The 17,134-nt window shown below is 38.9% G+C and carries 18 protein-coding genes and 1 riboswitch; of the genes, 12 read left to right on the top strand and 6 right to left on the bottom strand.

Going from position 1 to position 17,134, the window contains the following annotated elements:
• Positions 1 to 152: 152 nt before the first annotated feature.
• Positions 153 to 518 (bottom strand): VOC family protein, encoded by a 366-nt coding sequence (locus tag MKY76_RS09040; RefSeq protein WP_342557686.1) that lies wholly within the window; start codon positions 516 to 518, stop codon positions 153 to 155.
• Positions 519 to 1,117: 599 nt separating this feature from the next.
• Positions 1,118 to 1,310: riboswitch (cobalamin riboswitch) on the top strand.
• Between the two features lie 29 nt (positions 1,311 to 1,339).
• Between MKY76_RS09040 and MKY76_RS09045 the strand changes: the two genes are divergently transcribed.
• From MKY76_RS09045 to MKY76_RS09085, 9 genes are all read left to right on the top strand, one after another.
• Positions 1,340 to 1,462 (top strand): hypothetical protein, encoded by a 123-nt coding sequence (locus tag MKY76_RS09045; RefSeq protein ID WP_004229388.1) that lies wholly within the window; start codon positions 1,340 to 1,342, stop codon positions 1,460 to 1,462.
• 62 nt (positions 1,463 to 1,524) lie between these two features.
• Positions 1,525 to 1,692 (top strand): hypothetical protein, encoded by a 168-nt coding sequence (locus MKY76_RS09050; RefSeq protein WP_167444835.1) that lies wholly within the window; start codon positions 1,525 to 1,527, stop codon positions 1,690 to 1,692.
• A gap of 88 nt (positions 1,693 to 1,780) precedes the next feature.
• Positions 1,781 to 2,410: a TetR/AcrR family transcriptional regulator gene (locus MKY76_RS09055; protein WP_231595547.1), complete on the top strand. Its 630-nt coding sequence runs from the start codon at positions 1,781 to 1,783 to the stop codon at positions 2,408 to 2,410.
• A 15-nt stretch (positions 2,411 to 2,425) separates the two neighbouring features.
• Positions 2,426 to 3,445 carry a 2,3-butanediol dehydrogenase gene (locus MKY76_RS09060; protein WP_257961304.1) on the top strand — a complete coding sequence of 340 codons (1,020 nt, stop codon included), beginning with the start codon at positions 2,426 to 2,428 and terminating at the stop codon, positions 3,443 to 3,445.
• Between the two features lie 177 nt (positions 3,446 to 3,622).
• The gene (locus MKY76_RS09065) at positions 3,623 to 4,984 is read left to right on the top strand and encodes a PepSY domain-containing protein (RefSeq protein ID WP_342557687.1); all 1,362 of its coding nucleotides are present in this window, start codon (positions 3,623 to 3,625) and stop codon (positions 4,982 to 4,984) included.
• 179 nt (positions 4,985 to 5,163) lie between these two features.
• Positions 5,164 to 6,642 carry a HAMP domain-containing sensor histidine kinase gene (locus MKY76_RS09070; protein WP_103117839.1) on the top strand — a complete coding sequence of 493 codons (1,479 nt, stop codon included), beginning with the start codon at positions 5,164 to 5,166 and terminating at the stop codon, positions 6,640 to 6,642.
• Positions 6,620 to 7,306, top strand: a complete 687-nt coding sequence (locus MKY76_RS09075) for a response regulator transcription factor (protein ID WP_048390285.1) — start codon at positions 6,620 to 6,622, stop codon at positions 7,304 to 7,306. The genes MKY76_RS09070 and MKY76_RS09075 overlap by 23 nt, the downstream gene beginning before the upstream one ends.
• Before the next feature lie 115 nt (positions 7,307 to 7,421).
• Positions 7,422 to 8,132, top strand: a complete 711-nt coding sequence (locus tag MKY76_RS09080; protein ID WP_081011066.1) for an ankyrin repeat domain-containing protein — start codon at positions 7,422 to 7,424, stop codon at positions 8,130 to 8,132.
• A 717-nt stretch (positions 8,133 to 8,849) separates the two neighbouring features.
• Entirely contained in the window at positions 8,850 to 9,932 is a 1,083-nt protein-coding gene (locus MKY76_RS09085) for a hypothetical protein (protein WP_342557688.1), read from the top strand.
• Positions 9,933 to 10,043: 111 nt separating this feature from the next.
• Here MKY76_RS09085 and MKY76_RS09090 read toward each other — a convergent pair whose 3' ends face one another.
• The 4 genes from MKY76_RS09090 to MKY76_RS09105 form a co-directional block, all read right to left on the bottom strand.
• Complete coding sequence (locus MKY76_RS09090) at positions 10,044 to 10,649, bottom strand: response regulator transcription factor (RefSeq protein ID WP_004229368.1); 606 nt, start codon at positions 10,647 to 10,649, stop codon at positions 10,044 to 10,046.
• Positions 10,646 to 11,758 carry a sensor histidine kinase gene (locus tag MKY76_RS09095; protein ID WP_115673960.1) on the bottom strand — a complete coding sequence of 371 codons (1,113 nt, stop codon included), beginning with the start codon at positions 11,756 to 11,758 and terminating at the stop codon, positions 10,646 to 10,648. The genes MKY76_RS09090 and MKY76_RS09095 overlap by 4 nt, the downstream gene beginning before the upstream one ends.
• A 13-nt stretch (positions 11,759 to 11,771) precedes the next feature.
• A complete protein-coding gene (locus MKY76_RS09100) occupies positions 11,772 to 12,899 on the bottom strand; it encodes a DUF418 domain-containing protein (protein WP_103117842.1) in 1,128 nt (375 codons plus the stop codon).
• Between the two features lie 152 nt (positions 12,900 to 13,051).
• Positions 13,052 to 13,684: a methyltransferase domain-containing protein gene (locus MKY76_RS09105; protein WP_312143633.1), complete on the bottom strand. Its 633-nt coding sequence runs from the start codon at positions 13,682 to 13,684 to the stop codon at positions 13,052 to 13,054.
• A gap of 208 nt (positions 13,685 to 13,892) precedes the next feature.
• On the opposite strand from MKY76_RS09105, the gene MKY76_RS09110 reads away from it, so the two are divergent.
• Positions 13,893 to 14,135: a hypothetical protein gene (locus tag MKY76_RS09110; protein WP_004229360.1), complete on the top strand. Its 243-nt coding sequence runs from the start codon at positions 13,893 to 13,895 to the stop codon at positions 14,133 to 14,135.
• 50 nt (positions 14,136 to 14,185) lie between these two features.
• Here the strand turns inward: MKY76_RS09110 and MKY76_RS09115 are convergent, their stop codons facing one another.
• Positions 14,186 to 15,235, bottom strand: coding sequence for an NAD(P)/FAD-dependent oxidoreductase (locus MKY76_RS09115; RefSeq protein WP_131519845.1), 1,050 nt, complete (start codon positions 15,233 to 15,235; stop codon positions 14,186 to 14,188).
• A 147-nt stretch (positions 15,236 to 15,382) separates the two neighbouring features.
• Between MKY76_RS09115 and MKY76_RS09120 the strand changes: the two genes are divergently transcribed.
• Together MKY76_RS09120 and MKY76_RS09125 are read left to right on the top strand one after the other, a co-directional pair.
• Positions 15,383 to 16,171 (top strand): ABC transporter ATP-binding protein, encoded by a 789-nt coding sequence (locus tag MKY76_RS09120; RefSeq protein ID WP_048390300.1) that lies wholly within the window; start codon positions 15,383 to 15,385, stop codon positions 16,169 to 16,171.
• Positions 16,172 to 16,184: 13 nt separating this feature from the next.
• Positions 16,185 to 17,111, top strand: coding sequence for an iron-hydroxamate ABC transporter substrate-binding protein (locus MKY76_RS09125; RefSeq protein WP_048390303.1), 927 nt, complete (start codon positions 16,185 to 16,187; stop codon positions 17,109 to 17,111).
• Positions 17,112 to 17,134: the final 23 nt, after the last annotated feature.

Genomic DNA, 17,134 nt, shown 5'->3' on the forward strand with positions numbered 1-17,134 from the left:
GGCGGTAAATGTTACCAGGGTAACTGAAGGGAGGGCTTCAACACTTGCTATAAAAGGCTTTATCAAGGGAATTTACAGTTTTATTACAAATGTTTCAGTAAGATGTAATATGGAACAATTCCATGAAAAAAGCTGCCCCAAAACGAGGCAGCCTACACGATTTTCTGTATCATTTCTACACGATTACCAAAGGGATCACGGAATTCAAAACGCTCGTAATGAGGAATAGGCACAGAATCGAGTATCTTGATTTGATGAGCTGCGAGTTTCTTCCGCCAATACTGAATATCCACTACTTGATATGCAATATGAGTCTTTGTGGTCAAACGATCGAAGCCATCCTCTGTCCCTACATGGACCTCCTGTTGACCAAGCTGTAACCAAAATCCCCCACGTCCTTTGAGAGAGTCAGGCTTCTCTAATTCTTGAAGTCCTAAGACATGACAATAAAAATCCTTCCCTTGCTCCTCACAACCTTTCGGAATTGTAATTTGCACATGATGTAAACCCATTATCATCTCAGACCGCCCCCTTTTTTTCTTAATTATAGAGTAATTTCTATATATTTGAAATGGATGGGAGGATAGAATTTAAACTAGCGGAAAGAACTTCAAAAGTAGAGGATAGGATTCTAAAACTGGCGGATAGAATCATCAAATGGAAGGATAGAGTTTAAACTAGCGGATAGAATTTCAAAAGTGAAGGATAGAATTCTAAAACTGGCGGATAGAATCATCAAATGGAAGGATAGAGTTTAAACTGGCGGATAGAACTTCAAAAGTGGAGGATAGAATTTAAACTGGCGGATAGAACTTCAAAAGTAGAGGATAGAATCATCAAATGGAAGGATAGAGTTTAAACTGGTGGATAGAACTTTAAAAGTGGAGGATAGAATTTAAACTGGCGGATAGAACTTCAAAAGTAGAGGATAGAATCATCAAATGGAAGGATAGAGTTTAAACTGGTGGATAGAACTTTAAAAGTGGAGGATAGCGCTTCAAATCAAGTGGATAAAACCTCAAAAGAGAGGGATAGAGCTCTAAATCTAATCTTTAGAACTTCAAAAGCCCAACATTTCTATTCTGTTAAGATTTAATACTATGGTATAATAATAAAAACGGAATAATAGGATAGAGGTACAAATTAGATTTTTTAATTTGTTTAAAAGGGAAGATCGGTGTGAATCCGACGCTGTCCCGCAACTGTAAATGGGAGCACATTTCAAAAGGCCACTGTTACGAGTCGTAATGGGAAGGTGAAAGGTGTGATGAACATAAGCCAGGAGACCTGCCTTTATCTAGTACAGCCAAAAAACCTACGCGGATAGGGGGTGTTGAGTGTGACTAGAGAATTTCTCCTGCATGCTCATAGTACGATGATTGCTAAAAAGGGTGCTTCTATGTTTAATAGAAAGCTTCTTTCCATCTGGCAATCACCGTATTATGTCGTGTATTTGTCATAGTAGACATCTTTCTGATGAGGGAAAGATGTTTTTTTATGGAAAAAATTAAAGGAGCGGTCCACATGAATCCACAAGTTGTTGAGTACTATGAAAGCTTATTCAAATTTGAAATTATGCAAGAGCCTAAACCCTTAAAGGAGCTTGTCGAACAATATGTTGGGCATGATGCTTCACATGAGCAATCTATTTTAGCAGCATACGCAAATGTTTTGAAAGAATTAAGAGGATAGAATATGTTTGGCTACTTCGAAAAACGAAGTAGCCATTTTTTAATAAGCGCATGCTTTGACAATTAATAATAGTAGGCGTAAAATTTCGTTGAACAATTGTTTTGAACGTTTGTTCAAAAAAGAGGTGAGAACTATCGATCAAAAAGAAAAAAATAAAGAGGTAAAGGATCAAATTTTACAAGCGGCAAAAACCTTGTTTTCATCAAGGGGCTTTGATGGCACCACGGTGAGACAAATTTGTGAAGAAGCAGATGTGTCACTTGCACTTGTTTCCTATCATTTTGGTGGCAAGGAAAATGTCTTTAATGCATTATTTGAACCGCTACGCCACACCTTTATGAATGCTCATTATGACGTTCAAGATTCAATCGGTGCGCTTCGTAGCTTTTGTCGTAACTTTGTTCTTTACCGAATCCAGGAGCATGAGTTAATTGATATATTACAGCAAGAAATAGTCATGAATAGTCCTAGGCTTGAGATGCTAAAGGATGTGTTTTTACCTTCCTGGGAGCAACTTCGGACAATTTTATTGGCTTGTCAGGAGCAACAGACCATTTACTTCGAGTCACTTGATGTTGCACTGAACTTTATTATGGGAACGTTAATGTATTCGTTGAACAATCCCTTTTTAAACCGTTCTTCATTACAAGCAACACCCGATCAGATTGCGGAGCTTGCAGTGAACTTCGTGTTACATGGTCTTCAAACAAACTTATAAAAAGAAGGTAATAGAATGAAAGCAGCAAAATTTTACGGTGTAAAAGATATTCGAGTAGAGGAGGCACAACTGCCAGCACTAGAGCCAGGCATGGTGAAAGTAAAAGTTGCCTTTGCTGGAATTTGTGGTAGTGATTTACATGAATATGTTGGTGGGGCTTATGCATTCCGTACACAACCCGTATTAGGGCATGAATTTGCAGGTGTCGTTGTAGAGGTTGCAAAAGGCGTTACACAGACAAAAGTAGGAGATCGTGTGGCAGTGGAGCCACCAATTCCATGTGGTAAATGTGATAATTGTCGACGTGGCTATTCCAACTTATGTAAACGTGGTCAATCTTATGGCTATACAATTTCTGGCGGATTTGCAGAATATGCAGTTGTACAAGAAGAAAATATTCACCTTCTTCCTGACAATATGAGCCTAGAGCTAGGCGCACTTGTTGAACCTACAGCAGTAGCGGTACATGCAGTGCGTCAAAGTCAATTAAAGCTAGGCGATACAGCTGCTATTTTTGGTGCGGGTCCTATTGGTTTATTGGTCTTGCAGGCTGTGAAGGCTGCGGGAGCAAGTGAAATTTTTGTCGTAGAGGTATCCGATGAACGACGCCAAAAAGCACTTGAATTAGGCGCAACGTATGTCATTAATCCAATTGATACGGATGCTGTAGCGTTTATACGTGAAAAAACAACTGGTGGGGTAGATGTTGCGTATGATGCAGCAGGTGTGCAAGCAACATTTACAAGCGGTGTTAGTGCTGTTCATCCAGGTGGCGAATTTAAAATCGTCAGCGTTTGGGAAAGACCTGTAGAATTTAACCCTAATGCGGTGGTTTCTCCAGAGGTAAAAATCAGTGGCTCGTTTGCCTATGTGAATATTTTCCCTGAAGTGATTCGATTACTTGCTCGTGGTGTAATTGATGGACAAGCTGTTATCACAAGCCAAATTGCTTTAGAGGATATCGTGGAAAAAGGCTTTGAAGCTTTAACAAAGGATCGTAGCCAATGTAAAATTCTTGTAAATATGAATTTGTAATTTATTGAAATCATATCCGAACTTGAGGTTTGGCTATGATTTTTTTGGCTACCTTAATAATATAATACCAATTGGAATACATTTGTTTGTCATAAAACTGCCTTTAGGACTTCATTCATATTTCACTTTTTATTTATATAATTAATCTGCTATAAATAGAGAGATTGGAGATTAAATATGAAAAATTTGCTTTATTCTAGATTTTGGCGGCTACATTTTTTCGCAGCACTTTTTATTACGCCTTTATTGCTGTCTCTCACATTAAGTGGGATTGGTTATTTGTTTTTTACAGATGTAGAAAATCGCTTATATGACGATTATTTCTTTGGTGAGAGCCATAAGGAAGAGGTCTTAACAATTGATGAGGCCGTGGAAAAAGCGGAGGCGGCATTTTCAGGATACTCTACTACAAAAGTGATTATGTTAGAGGAGCCTTATAATACGCGTTTAACTTTATCAAATGGCACTAAACAAAAGTACGTATTTTTAGACGATCACAATCAAATGGTTGGTAGTCAGGATGCCGATTATACATTTTCAAATATTATGCGAAATACCCATAGCTCTCTCTTTATTGGTGGTACCTTTGTAAACTATTTAGTAGAGCTAGCAGCTTGTTGGACGATCTTTTTATTACTGTCAGGTCTTTATATGACATTCAAAGGTAATCACCTAAAGAAGGGCAAGTTGGAGAATAAGAGGCAAAAAAGTAAGAGATTGCATGCACTTGTTGGGACAATCATTACCATTCCAATGGTGATGTTCATTTCGACTGGGCTATTATGGTCTGCTTTTCAAGGTTCCATGCTTGCAGATATAGCGTCAGAAAATCCTACTTTTGGGTATCCATTACTCCAACAAAAGCCACCAACATCTGATGTCTCTGAAATACCATGGGCCACTCGTCAATTAGAGGCACCGACATCAGAAGGAGAACATGCCCAACATCATGGCGGTGGAGCTGTCCGTTATACGAACGATAGCCAAATGACGATTGCTCAGCTTGAAAAAGAAATCAATTCGATGAACATTGCTAAGCCTTACTCTATAATTTATCCGTCAAACGGTGAGGGCGTCTATACAGTGGCGAAGGCTAGTAATTCTGGTGTAACAGGGCTAGATGTAAAACCTACAGCGGAAGCCACAATGTATTTTGATCAGTATAGTGGCAAGTTTATCGATCAAGTGAATTATGACGATTATGGCCCATTAGCTAAATTCTTTACATGGGGAATACCATTACATGAGGGGCATTTATTCGGCTGGCCGAATAAGCTTTTAAACTTAGTGGTTTGTCTAGCCTTTTTAGCCGTAATCGTGTGGGGCATTCGCACTTGGATTTTACGTAGAAAAAAAGGGGAGCTGTCTGCACCACCGCAAATTTCTCATAAAATATCCATGCCATTCATCATTTTCCTTGTCATATTAGGGATTATGATGCCGCTATTTGGTGCGTCATTAATCGCTGTGGTAGTAATTGAATTTATCCTTTTAGGTTGGCAAACAAAGAAGAAGCTAAGAGCACAAGAAACTAAATAAAGCAAAGATGATACGGCACAGCGGGTTTGTGCCGTATCTTTTTTTGTTTATTTCATTTATAGGAACGCAATACTATACTGAAGCGGCAAAAATGTTTATAGATTTTTCAGCATGATTTTATAAAGTTTTAAGATTTGTATGGTACATTGCTAGTAGTTTCAGCTTATGGGGGTATGTAGATGTCAATAAAAACAAGGTTTTTGCTATCTTATGTGGGTGTCATCATCATTGCCATCACACTATTACTAGCAGCGGTTTTTCTTTTTTCCTTTGCCATTACAGGTGATGTCAAAGCGATTGAGCATTTTTATAAAAAATCTTATGTCCAAAAGCCTTTGACGACAGTAGAGGAAAATGCGTTTCTAGATTTAAAATTACTAGCTAAAAAAAGTCCCCAGCAGCTTTTAGATCTCGAACAGCTTGAACAAATCAATGCGCCTTCGATAGAGATTGTGGTACGAAAAGATCATCAAATCGTGTATTCAACACAGAAAGAGCATAAACAATTATTGCTTCAAAGCTTACCTAGCTTTGAAGAGACCAATATTAATTCTCGTGACACCATCATGATAAATCGAGCCTTTTATACGTATGTTAAATTTGATTTTTATTTTCCAGATCAAACAGAGGGCAGTATTTTCGTATTGAGAGAGGTTAGTTCCCATGCAGAGGTAACGAGGGAACTGCTACCGATTCTTTTAGGTATTTTATTTGTCCTGTTTATGATGATCATTGGCTTTTTAAATTATTTAGTATCAAGAAGTATTATTAAACCAATTTCGGCATTAAAGGAAGGGGCAGAACGAATTAAATCGGGCGACTTGGATTTTGAAATTGCGACCCACTCGAAGGATGAAATTGGTCAGCTGAATCGGTCATTCGAGGAAATGAGAGTCAAATTAAAAGAATCTATCCAGCTTCAGCTTCAATATGAGGAAAATCGAAAGGAGCTCATCTCCAATATCTCCCATGATTTAAAAACGCCGATGACTTCCATTATCGGCTATGTGGAGGGCATTAAAGATGGTGTGGCAAATACAGAGGAAAAGATGGATAAATATTTAACAACTATCTATACAAAGGCAAAGGATATGGATGTATTAATTGATGAGCTATTCTTATTTTCTAAATTGGATTTAAAAAAGATTCCCTTCCAATTGGAAAGCATCAATCTCCACCAATATATGCATGATTATGTAGAGGATGCAAGCTTTGATTTTATTGCACGAGATATTCATTTACAATATCTATCAGCAGGCTCGCCGCTTTTGGCAATGGTGGACCGAGATAAATTAAGACGTGTCCTGACGAACCTTTTAAGTAATAGCGAAAAATATATGGATAAGCCATATAAGCAAATCATTATTTCCTTGCATGAGCGAGCAGAGGATGCGATTATTCAGGTAACAGATAATGGTGCAGGCATTGATCCTGTCGCATTGCCCTATATTTTTGATCGATTTTACCGTGCGGAGCCTTCACGTAATTCGCAAACAGGAGGCAGTGGCTTAGGGTTAGCCATTGCAAAACAAATCGTTGTTGAAATGGGTGGCGATATTTGGGCAAAGAGTGAATTAGCAAAGGGGACGAGCATATTCATTTCATTGAAAAAGGCTGAGGAGAAGGTGAATCATCATGAAAAAAATTCTGCTAATTGAAGACGAAGTGAGCATAGCTGAGCTTCAACGAGATTATTTAGAGATTAATGGCTTTACAGTAGATATCCAACATCATGGAGAGGATGGGCTACAGCAGGCACTTAAAGGTAATTATGATTTAATCATTTTGGATATCATGCTACCAGGGATAAGTGGCTTTGACATTTGTAAACAGATTCGAGCAGTACACAATATTCCCATTTTATTTGTTTCAGCTAAAAAGGAGGATATTGATAAAATTCGTGGTCTTGGACTAGGAGCGGATGATTATATTACAAAACCATTTAGTCCGAGTGAATTAGTGGCAAGGGTCAAGGCCCATTTGTCGAGATATGAGCGTCTGGCGACCCATCAACAAACAAATCATATGATGTCCATTCATGGTATTACAATCGATACTTCGGCTAGAAAGGTGTTTGTTAATGGTGAGGAGATTGCCTTTACAACGAAGGAATTTGATTTACTTGTCTTTTTTGTTAGACACCCCAATCAAGTATTAAGTAAGGAACAGCTATATGAGCGAAACTGGGGCTATGAATCAGCTGCAGACGTTTCGACTGTCACTGTTCATATACGAAAGCTACGTGAAAAAATTGAACGAGAGCCAGCGCATCCCAAGTTTTTGGAAACAGTATGGGGTGCAGGCTATCGCTTCAATGTTTAAGTAAAACTACCTCGTCCTTGTGGCGGGGTAGTTTTTTTAGACTTTTTTAAGAATTCGTTAATGGGCAATTTAGCATTACCGCTTACACTGAGGAAAGAAAGGCGGTGTATTAAAATTGAAAAAAAGGCAGGCAGTTATCATTGCATTAACATTTTTACTTCAAGGGTGTGCCTCAATTGATACAGAAACAATACAGCATGATAAAGGTGGGAGTGAAGTGGTGGGAACAGAATGGGCGAGTGAGTTGCTCAATGCAGCTGAAAGGGGAGATATCGATGGGCTTCAACATGCTTTGAAACAAAAAGGGGACATCAATGTACAAGATTCAAATAATCGAACAGCTTTGATGATAGCTACCTATAATCAGGATATAGAGGCAGTTAAATTATTAATAGATGCAGGAGCAGATGTTAATATTCAGGATAATCAGCAAAATACGCCATTTCTCTATGCAGGTGCGGAGGGCTATCTGGCTATTTTAAAGATGACCATTCAAGCTGGTGCTGATCCGACTATTTTAAATCGATATGGGGGAACAGCACTCATACCAGCAGCAGAGCATGGTCATGTGGAGGTCATCGAGGAGCTATTGAGCAATACCGATATTGACGTCAATCATGTGAATCATTTAGGCTGGACAGCCCTGATGGAGGCGATTGTCTTAAATAACGGCAATCCAACACAGCAAACCGTAATACAACGACTAATTGAACATGGTGCTGATGTAAATATTCCCGATCAAAATAACGTGACACCTCTGCAACATGCAAAACAACGAGGATTTAAAGCAATCGAACAAATTCTACTTGCAGCAGGCGCAAAGTAACCCAAACTGTAGAGACGGCTCTCTACAGTTTTCTTAGTGTTGAAAAACAAAACAGTCAATTGAAAGGTAGAAATGGATTTCCGTTGCAGGCTACTTGCTTTCCTGTGGGCGAGCGCCGAATCACTTCCTCCGCTACCGCTCCGTTTAGAGTTTCGCCTGTCTTGCTATCCCACGGGAGTCAAGCAGCCTTCCACTTCAACCCACTAACTTATTAGCAAAGATTTTCAAATAAAGTGAAGGTGTTCACTACTCTTTATGAAGAGGTGTTGTCATGCTTCACTTCTCCACATTGAAAATAAGAACTTATCCCCTCTAAGAATACAGTTAATGGACGATTTGTTACTATAAAAAAGTAAAGACACTTTGCAGAATGGTTGATTGGAGTGGAGCCAGCGTCACTCCTAGGGGATTTAGCGTCACAGAGGAGACCCTGGAGCGAACGTAAGTGAGTGAAGCGGCTCATCGGACGCCCCCTGGAAAGGACGCTGGCGGAACGGAAATCAACCCCTCACCTTGCAAAGTTGCTTTTTCTGGCGTTGACATCATCTTTTTTCAACAACATGCAAACTGTAGAGACGGCTCTCTACAGTTTTTTGTTCTTAAATTATTTTTCCTATTTTTTAATTCTTTTTTAATAGTTTATTTATTAGCAGTTTAGATATGGACTTTATGATAAATTTTGTAAACCAAATTACACCATAAAGGAGAGTTCAACAAATGAAATTAAGAAAACGTATTGTCCCAGCAGCATTGGCTTTATCCGTAGTATCAGCAGGTCTAGTAACCATAGGCGAGCCATTAAATGCAGATGCGACAAGCAATAAAGCAGTAGTAGCGGAAAACGAGCAAGTAGCTAAAATTACAAACATCAAGCCATTAAATACAATGACACTACAAATTACATTTAATCAGCCATTAGCAGCAGCTGATGTAGACCTAAATCATTTAGATGCTATAAAAAAACATTTTACGTTTAATGGAGATTTAGAGATTGTCAATGTGCCACGCTTAATGACAGGCTCTAAGAGTACATATATTGTACCAACAACATTCCAAGAAGATGATTTTATCTATACATTGAGCTATAAAGAGCAACGCAATAAAGTTTTTGAGGGCACAGATGAAAAGGTATATGTACGCAATGTGGAGCAAGTCACAAATGATACATTTACATTGGAATCCTTTCAGGAGGATGGCGTAGTAGATTATGCTAATATTATTGAAGCCTATCGCGCAGGCCGTGGAGATTTAGCATTTAGCTTAGATGGTCATAATCGAGATGCTAGCGGCAAACGCTTTGATGTTATTTCTTCCTTACGTGATCGCTATGTGACGGTGAGAACAAGTGAGGGAGAAGAGTTTGTTGCTAATTATGTACCATTTACACAAGCAGCTGATGGCAGACAGGCTCCTCAATTTAGACTCCCTGCTGGCAAGGTTTTAAAACCAGGTGTGACTTACCGTGTGTACGCACAATGGGCGGAAATAGATGTAAGGAGCTTTGTAGCGAAAGAAATCGCGCCAATCACTCTGCAAGCAGCAAAAGCAATGGATGAAAAATCCTTTGAATTACAATTAAGAAACGATCCGCAATCTGATTTACTTGCTGGCCGAAGTGTAGCGTTAAAAGGCAGTGATGGGAGTACATTGCAAGCACAATATCGTTATTCATCACGTAAAGGTACTGTGGGCATTTTTGATCTAACGAATGGTGGTACGTTGAAAGCAAATGTCAGCTATACTGTAATCCCATTAAACAACTGGGCTATAGCAACAGATTTAGTTCTACAAGGAAAATAAACGTTCTTTTGCTTAATAAAATAATGAATCTGTCATTTGAAGCTTAAATAAATGGAACGTATTTTATGCTAACATTGTAAAAATCTCGTCACAGCTGTGGCGAGATTTTTTTTATAGCCAGCCTTTTTCACCTGCTACCTGAGCGGCTTGCTGTCTAGATTCAACTTGTAGCTTTTGAATAGAGGTAGATAAATAATTGCGAATCGTGCCCTTCGTTAAAAATAACTGCTTACTGATTTCGTTTGTGGTCAAGCCTTTTTTGACTAGCTGAAGCACCGCAATTTCTCGTTCATTTAAAGGGTTTTGCTCCTTCATAAATAAGGAGGCGGCTAAATCCTTGCTGACCACCTTTTCTCCTTGCATGATTTTTCGAATAGTAGCAATTAAATAATCGATGGGTTCATCTTTTAATAGATAGCCGTGTACCTCGCAATCCATTGCCTTCTGCAAATAACCAGGGCGTGCAAAGGTTGTTACAATCATTACCTTGCAAGGGAGGTTGGCCTGTTTAATTTTTTCAGCAAGCTCAAGCCCTGATAGATGGGGCATTTCAATATCGACTAGGCAAATATCTGGTGGCTCCTGCTGGATCAATTCCCATGCTTGTTGTCCATCTGCAACCTCAGCTATGACCTCAATATCAGGCTCAAACGCTAGTAGCGAAGTTAGGGCACCACGTAACATTTGTTGGTCTTCTGCTAGTAATACACGTATCATGTTAGAGGCTCCTTTCCATCTTGAATTGGTAGAGTGAGGGTGACGCTGGTGCCTACTGGTGTGTCACTTTCAATCAGGGCAAAGCCTTGCAGCATATGCATTCTTTCTTTTATGGAGTGGATGCCATTCCCACGTCCTTGTGACTGTAAACCGATGCCATCGTCTTTCATCACAAGTGTATAGTGTCCAGCACAACATTGAATGGTGAAATGACATTTTTTTGCCTGACTATGCTTGAGAATATTCGTAGTCGTCTCTCGTACACATAGAGCAAGCATCGTTTCCTCCACACTAGAAAGTACGATTTGAGGACATTGATTGTCAAGGGTTGTCGTAATATTCGCGCTTTGTAAAAGCTGTTGGCAATGGATAAGCTCCGTTTGCAAAGAAATAAAATTCATATCAGACACAAGCTCACGTACTTGTTTTAAGGCGGTACGGGTAGTGGCTAATATGTCATGTAGCTCAGGCTTCACGCTTGAAGGATCTCGGTCAATCAGTTTGGTCGTTAGTTCGGTTTTTACTTTAATCATTGTGAGCGTATGGCCAATTGTATCATGAAGGTCTCTAGCGATCCGTTGTCGTTCCTCTTGCTGAACAAGCTGTGTATTTACGTCTGCCAGCTCAGCCTGCAGATTTTTCGACTTTTCCACAAAATAAATGAGAATCGGGAGCACCAGTTGAAACATCATAATCGGTACTAGTACCTGTGATTCCTTTGGTAAAAGGGAATCTGTTGTCATGTACAAAACCGTCAAAAACATGACAGCGATGGCTACAATCCCACAGGCAATATGCCATTTTGATTTTGCACGTCCTAGTAAGTCGGCAAAGGTAAAGCCAAAAATAAGCATAAAAGGATCGACAATTATGCTAAGTAAGGTGATAAGGACAAAGGCTACTAGAGATGCAGTAAGTAGCCTCCAATCTCGATGCCATAAAGCAATGTAGAAGGCTATTAGGTATAAAAGGAGCACTGTTATTTTCATAGCTAAGGGAAGGGAATGAGACCCTAATACTAATGCGAATAGGAAAATGACAGAAGCTGCATCAATGATTAAATAATGCTTAATTTGTTCTCTAGGATATATTTTTATTACTAGCACCATCCTTTGTTGCTGATTACTGTGTCATCGCTTGAAGGGCTTTTTTACGAATCCATTCCATAGGGCCCATTTGAAATTTCTGTAACCAAGCGAACGCTATAACAAGTTGTAAGATTGATAGAGATAGCCAAATACCAATGACAGTGAAGCTATTGACTTGCCCACCTAAGCCAAGCCCCCAGCCATAAAAAATAATCGACGCAAGCACGTTTTGGAGGACATAGCAGCTTAAAGACATTTTACCAACATGAGCAAAGCGCTGCCAAAGCCAGTCTAGCCTCTTATATTCTACCAGTTTACCTAAAATTCCAATATAGCCAATGGATAGAAGAGGGGCACAAAGATAGCGAACAGGTAAATCAAAAAGCCCACCAGGAATAAAAATAAGCAGATTGATAGGAAAGCCAACGAATACACCGATATTAAAGAGCTTTTGTCGAGTTTGACGTCCTTTGTCTGTTGGTGAAAATACCTCATTACGCATGAACTTCACGCCAAGTAAAAATAAAAAGACATTCATCGGGATAATAAATATAGCTTCTGAGCGATAAAATAAAAAGTTTGTGAGACGATGCTGCACCTGCGCAAACCATGTGCCATGTTCATAGAGCTCAGAAACGGATGCCATACCATTTAATGAAACACCAGCTCCTTGTAAGGTACTGATAAAAATAAGTAGAATCATTAGAATGTGAAAGCCACCAAAAAAATAAAAGGCTCCTGTCATGACCTTATCACCCAAACGTACAATAAAAGCGACGATGAATGCTGTGACAGCATAGCTCATTAAAATATCATACTCCATCACAAGCGTGTAGTGCAGTAGCCCTTCTAACCCTAAGAAGACGATAGTCCACAGGTACACTCCTGGCCAGGCTGTACCTCTCCGTAAGGCTTGCTGATATTTTAATTGCAGGCCTACTCCAAACATAATTGTTAACAATCCAAGCAGCTTGCCATTAACGAAAAATAATACGACCATACGTAAAAAATCATTGAAGGACCACCAACCAGAATAATCACTTGTTGTGATATACGATAAATCACCAAGATAAGCAAAAATCCAAATATTTGTGCCAAGCGTTCCTAAGACGGCAAAGCCTCTTAACATATCGATAAAGGGAAGTCTTTGTTGTGTTTGCATAAGTTCGATCACTCTTTCGTTGTTTTCTTACCTTAAGGATAAGAAAATTTCAAGAGAAAACCTATTCACACCAGTCAAAGAATCTTGATGACAGGTGTCATAAAGTATGCTGTGCCAGCACAAAAACCAGCAACGCTTTTGCTGCCGGCTCATTATTTTGTACAGGTATAGATGCGATAGTCTAAAATGTCTTCGTATTTTTCATTCATGGCAATATGCTGATCCATGATTTTATAGAATTCGGATTCTATATCTTTGGAAACTTGAAATTCAGGCTTGGATGAGATGGATTTGTTTTTTTGTATATGGATATCATAAAAACCAGCCTGTTGCAGTAGTCTTACCCAATCCTTTTTCCTGAGGAGAGACTGAAAGCCGTAAAATTGTTGAAGGTCGTCTGCAAGTTCGGTACGAAGTGTTTGAGGAATGGTAAATTCGATAGCAATGAAGCGGCCACCTTTTTTCAATAAACGATAAATTTCCTGCAAAGCCTGCTGCAAATTAACAAAGGCCAGAACCGACTCAGCTAGAATCAAGTCAAATGTCTCGTTCGCTAACGAGGTTTGTTCAATAGAGCCTTGCAGAAGTTTAACAGGTAGACGCGCTTTATGCATTCGCTGACGAGCCTTTTCTATCATGATGGGCTGAATATCGAGACCTGTGACGTTTGCTTGATAGGAAGATGCTAAATAAGCAGCCGTTTGCCCTGTACCACATCCCACATCTAAAATATGTGTGTTTTGCTCGATATTCTCCGCTTGCAAAACAGCCTTTGATAGATTAATGCCCCCAGGATGTGCGCCTCCGACCCCGAACTTAGCTAAAAAGGTAAGATAATGAGAGTCTTGTATAGTACCACCTTCTTTTTCTTATAGTATGACAGGGAAACTAGTATGGTTCCCTTATTATTTTTAACCTCTTCTTCAAAAGTCTAATTCGCTATAAAAATTTTTACATATACTAGTTAGAAGCTTTCAGATAGGGGGTGTATAAATGCCATATTTTCAGCCGAATGCTAGAAGAGGTCCATATCCGCCAAACAATAGGCAATATTTTGGCCCACCTTTTCGAGGTAGGATGGTGCAACCATACTATTCTCCCAATCAACAACAGCAAGGTCCTAGATTAGGAAATTTACCAGATCATTTAAATACAATTATGGGGCATGCTGGGACGATTACAAATGGAGTAAATATGTTGAGACAGATGGGAGCGTTATTAAGTCTATTTAGATAAAAACTAGAAACCCTCTTAAGATCAGGCTCTTAAGAGGGTTATATTTAGGTTTAATGGGCTGGTGCAAATTGCTTTTCGATAATAGAGCGATTTTTCTCTTTAAATAGCTCATTATGTGAGGACACCATGCCATGACGATAGGCAGTTGGTTCTAAATACGTTTTAATAGAATTGACTGCATTGGCGGCATCTTGGAATGTGCCAAGTAGCAAATTAATTTTTCCATCAAATGATAAAATATCACCTGCTGCAAAAATACCTGGCTGTGCTGTTTCACCTGTTGCCTTTCCTTCAACATAATAATCATCCTTTTTCGGAATGGCAATGGCCTCATCAAATGCAAGAGACGCCTCACGATTATAGCCATGACTGACGATTACCTCATCGATTTGACGCGTATAACTTTGCTTCGTTATCGTATTCTCACATGTGACTAATTGAATAGCCGTTTTATCAATATTTGCGGAAAGCTTTGTAATCGTTGTATTACACTCAATGCGCACACCTGCATCCAGTGCTTCCTGTACAGTGGCTTCGTGTGCTGATAGATTCTCTTTGCGGTAAACAACCGTTACGCTTTTGGCAATCGGACTTAATTCAACAGCCCAATCGATGGCTGCATTACCACCGCCTGAGATCATGATATCCTTATCGACAAAACGTTTATACGATTGCACAGTGTAATGTAGATTGGACATTTCATATTTTTCAGCGCCCTCAAGTGTTAGCTTTTGAGGGCTAATAATGCCGCCACCTACAGCTAACAGTACCGTTTTAGAATAATGCTTTTCACCAGCTGCTGTATGAATGACAAAAATATCATTGTGACGTTCAATTAAATCTACTTTTGTACCTGTCAAAATTGTAGGATCAAATGTTTTGGCTTGCTCGATTAATTGTTTAACAAATTGTTCACCCAAAACGGGAGGATGTCCCCCAATATCCCATATCAGCTTTTCAGGATAAAGTAATACTTTACCGCCAAGCTGTGGTTGACTTTCTAATAATTTTGTTTTTAAACCCCGTAAACCACTATAAAAGGCACTATATAAGCCAGCAGGGCCACCGCCAATAATTGTCACATCATACACATGCTGCATTTTTATTGCCACATCCTTAACAAATAGTAAAAAAGTAATTGACAAAATCTTATCAGGTAACTAGACTAATTCTAGTGATAATGATTATCATTTTTAGCTTTGAATATCATAGCATGGAAAGAAGTAAAAAGAAAGTGAGGGTCCGATTTGCGTTTAGAAGTTGAATCGATTCGTGTTGGTTATGAGAATAAAACGATTGTGCATGACTTATCGCTGCAAATTCCTGATGGCAAAATCACGACAATCATTGGTTCAAATGGTTGTGGAAAATCAACCTTGTTAAAAGCTATCACACGGATTTTAAAGCATGAGAGTGGACAGGTCATATTAGATGGTCAAAATATTTCCAAGATGAAAACAAAAGAATTAGCAAAAGAACTGGCAATCTTACCACAGAGTCCAGAAAGTGCACATGGTTTAACAGTGGAAGAGCTTGTATCCTACGGTCGATTTCCTTATCAAAAGGGCTTCGGGAATTTATCACAAAAAGATAAAGATGTTATTGGCTGGGCTTTACAGGTAACCAAAACAGAAGAATTCCGTTTACAATCTGTAGATGCTTTATCTGGTGGACAACGTCAGCGCGTATGGATTGCGATGGCCTTGGCCCAAGAAACTGACATTATCTTTTTAGATGAACCGACAACTTATTTAGATATGGCTCATCAGCTAGAAGTTTTAGAGCTACTTTACAGGCTGAATGAAGAACAGGGGCGCACGATTGTCATGGTCCTCCATGATTTAAATCAAGCGGCACGTTTTTCAGATTATATTGTAGCGCTTTCACAAGGTGAGCTTGTAAAATTCGGAACGGCTGAAGAAGTGATGGTTCCAGAAGTATTGAAAAAAGTATTTAATATAGATGCAGTTATTGGCAAAGATCCACGAACGAACAAACCAATGTGCATTACATATGACTTATTACAAACCATTTAAAAGGAGAATAACAATGAAAAAGTGGCTATTACCAATGTTTATGATGCTTGTGCTAGTACTTGCAGCATGTGGCAGTAAGGAAGAAAAAACAGAGAAGGCTGATGAAGGCTCAAAAGAAGAAGCTTCAACAGAAACAATCACATATCAATCAGAGTCAGGTCCTGTAGAAGTACCAGCAAATCCGAAACGTGTTGTTGTACTATCTTCTTTTGTAGGAAGCTTATTACAGCTTGATGTAAATGTTGTTGGTGTGGATGCATGGGCAGCAAAAAATCCCAACTTCGAAGATGCGATTAAAGATGCTGTTGTAGTTGAAAATACAGATATTGAAAAAATTCTTGAGCTAGAACCAGATTTAATTATTGGCTTAAATGGTATTGAAAATGCTGATAAATTAGCAGAAATCGCGCCAACTGTATTATTTACGTATGGTAAAGTAGACTATTTACAGCAGTTCATCGAAATCGGTAAAGTGGTGAATAAAGAAAAAGAAGCAACTGCTTGGGTAGAAGATTTTAAAACACGTGCAGCAGAAGCTGGTAAAAAGATTAAAGAAAAAATCGGTGAAGATGCGACTGTAACAGTAGCAGAGAACTTTAATAAACAGTTCTATATTTATGGCGATAACTGGGGTCGTGGAACAGAGATTTTATATCAAGAAATGGGCTTGAAAATGCCTGAGAAAGTAAAAGAAACAGCGTTAGAGCCTGGCTACTATGCTATTTCTCAAGAAGTTTTAGGGGAATATGCAGGTGACTACGTGATCTTCAGTATGTTCCAAGATCAAGATAATTCCTTTACAGATGCAGCATGGTTTAAAGATTTAGAAGCAGTGAAAAATGGTCATTTATTTGAAGTGAATGCAAATGCCTTTTATTTCAATGACCCTATCACATTAGAACATCAACTGAAGTTCTTTGAAGAGAAATTTTTACAATAATTAGTAGAGAGTAGCGAAGGCGA

The organism is Lysinibacillus sp. FSL P4-0201 (assembly GCF_038593425.1).
GTDB lineage: Bacteria > Bacillota > Bacilli > Bacillales_A > Planococcaceae > Lysinibacillus > Lysinibacillus capsici.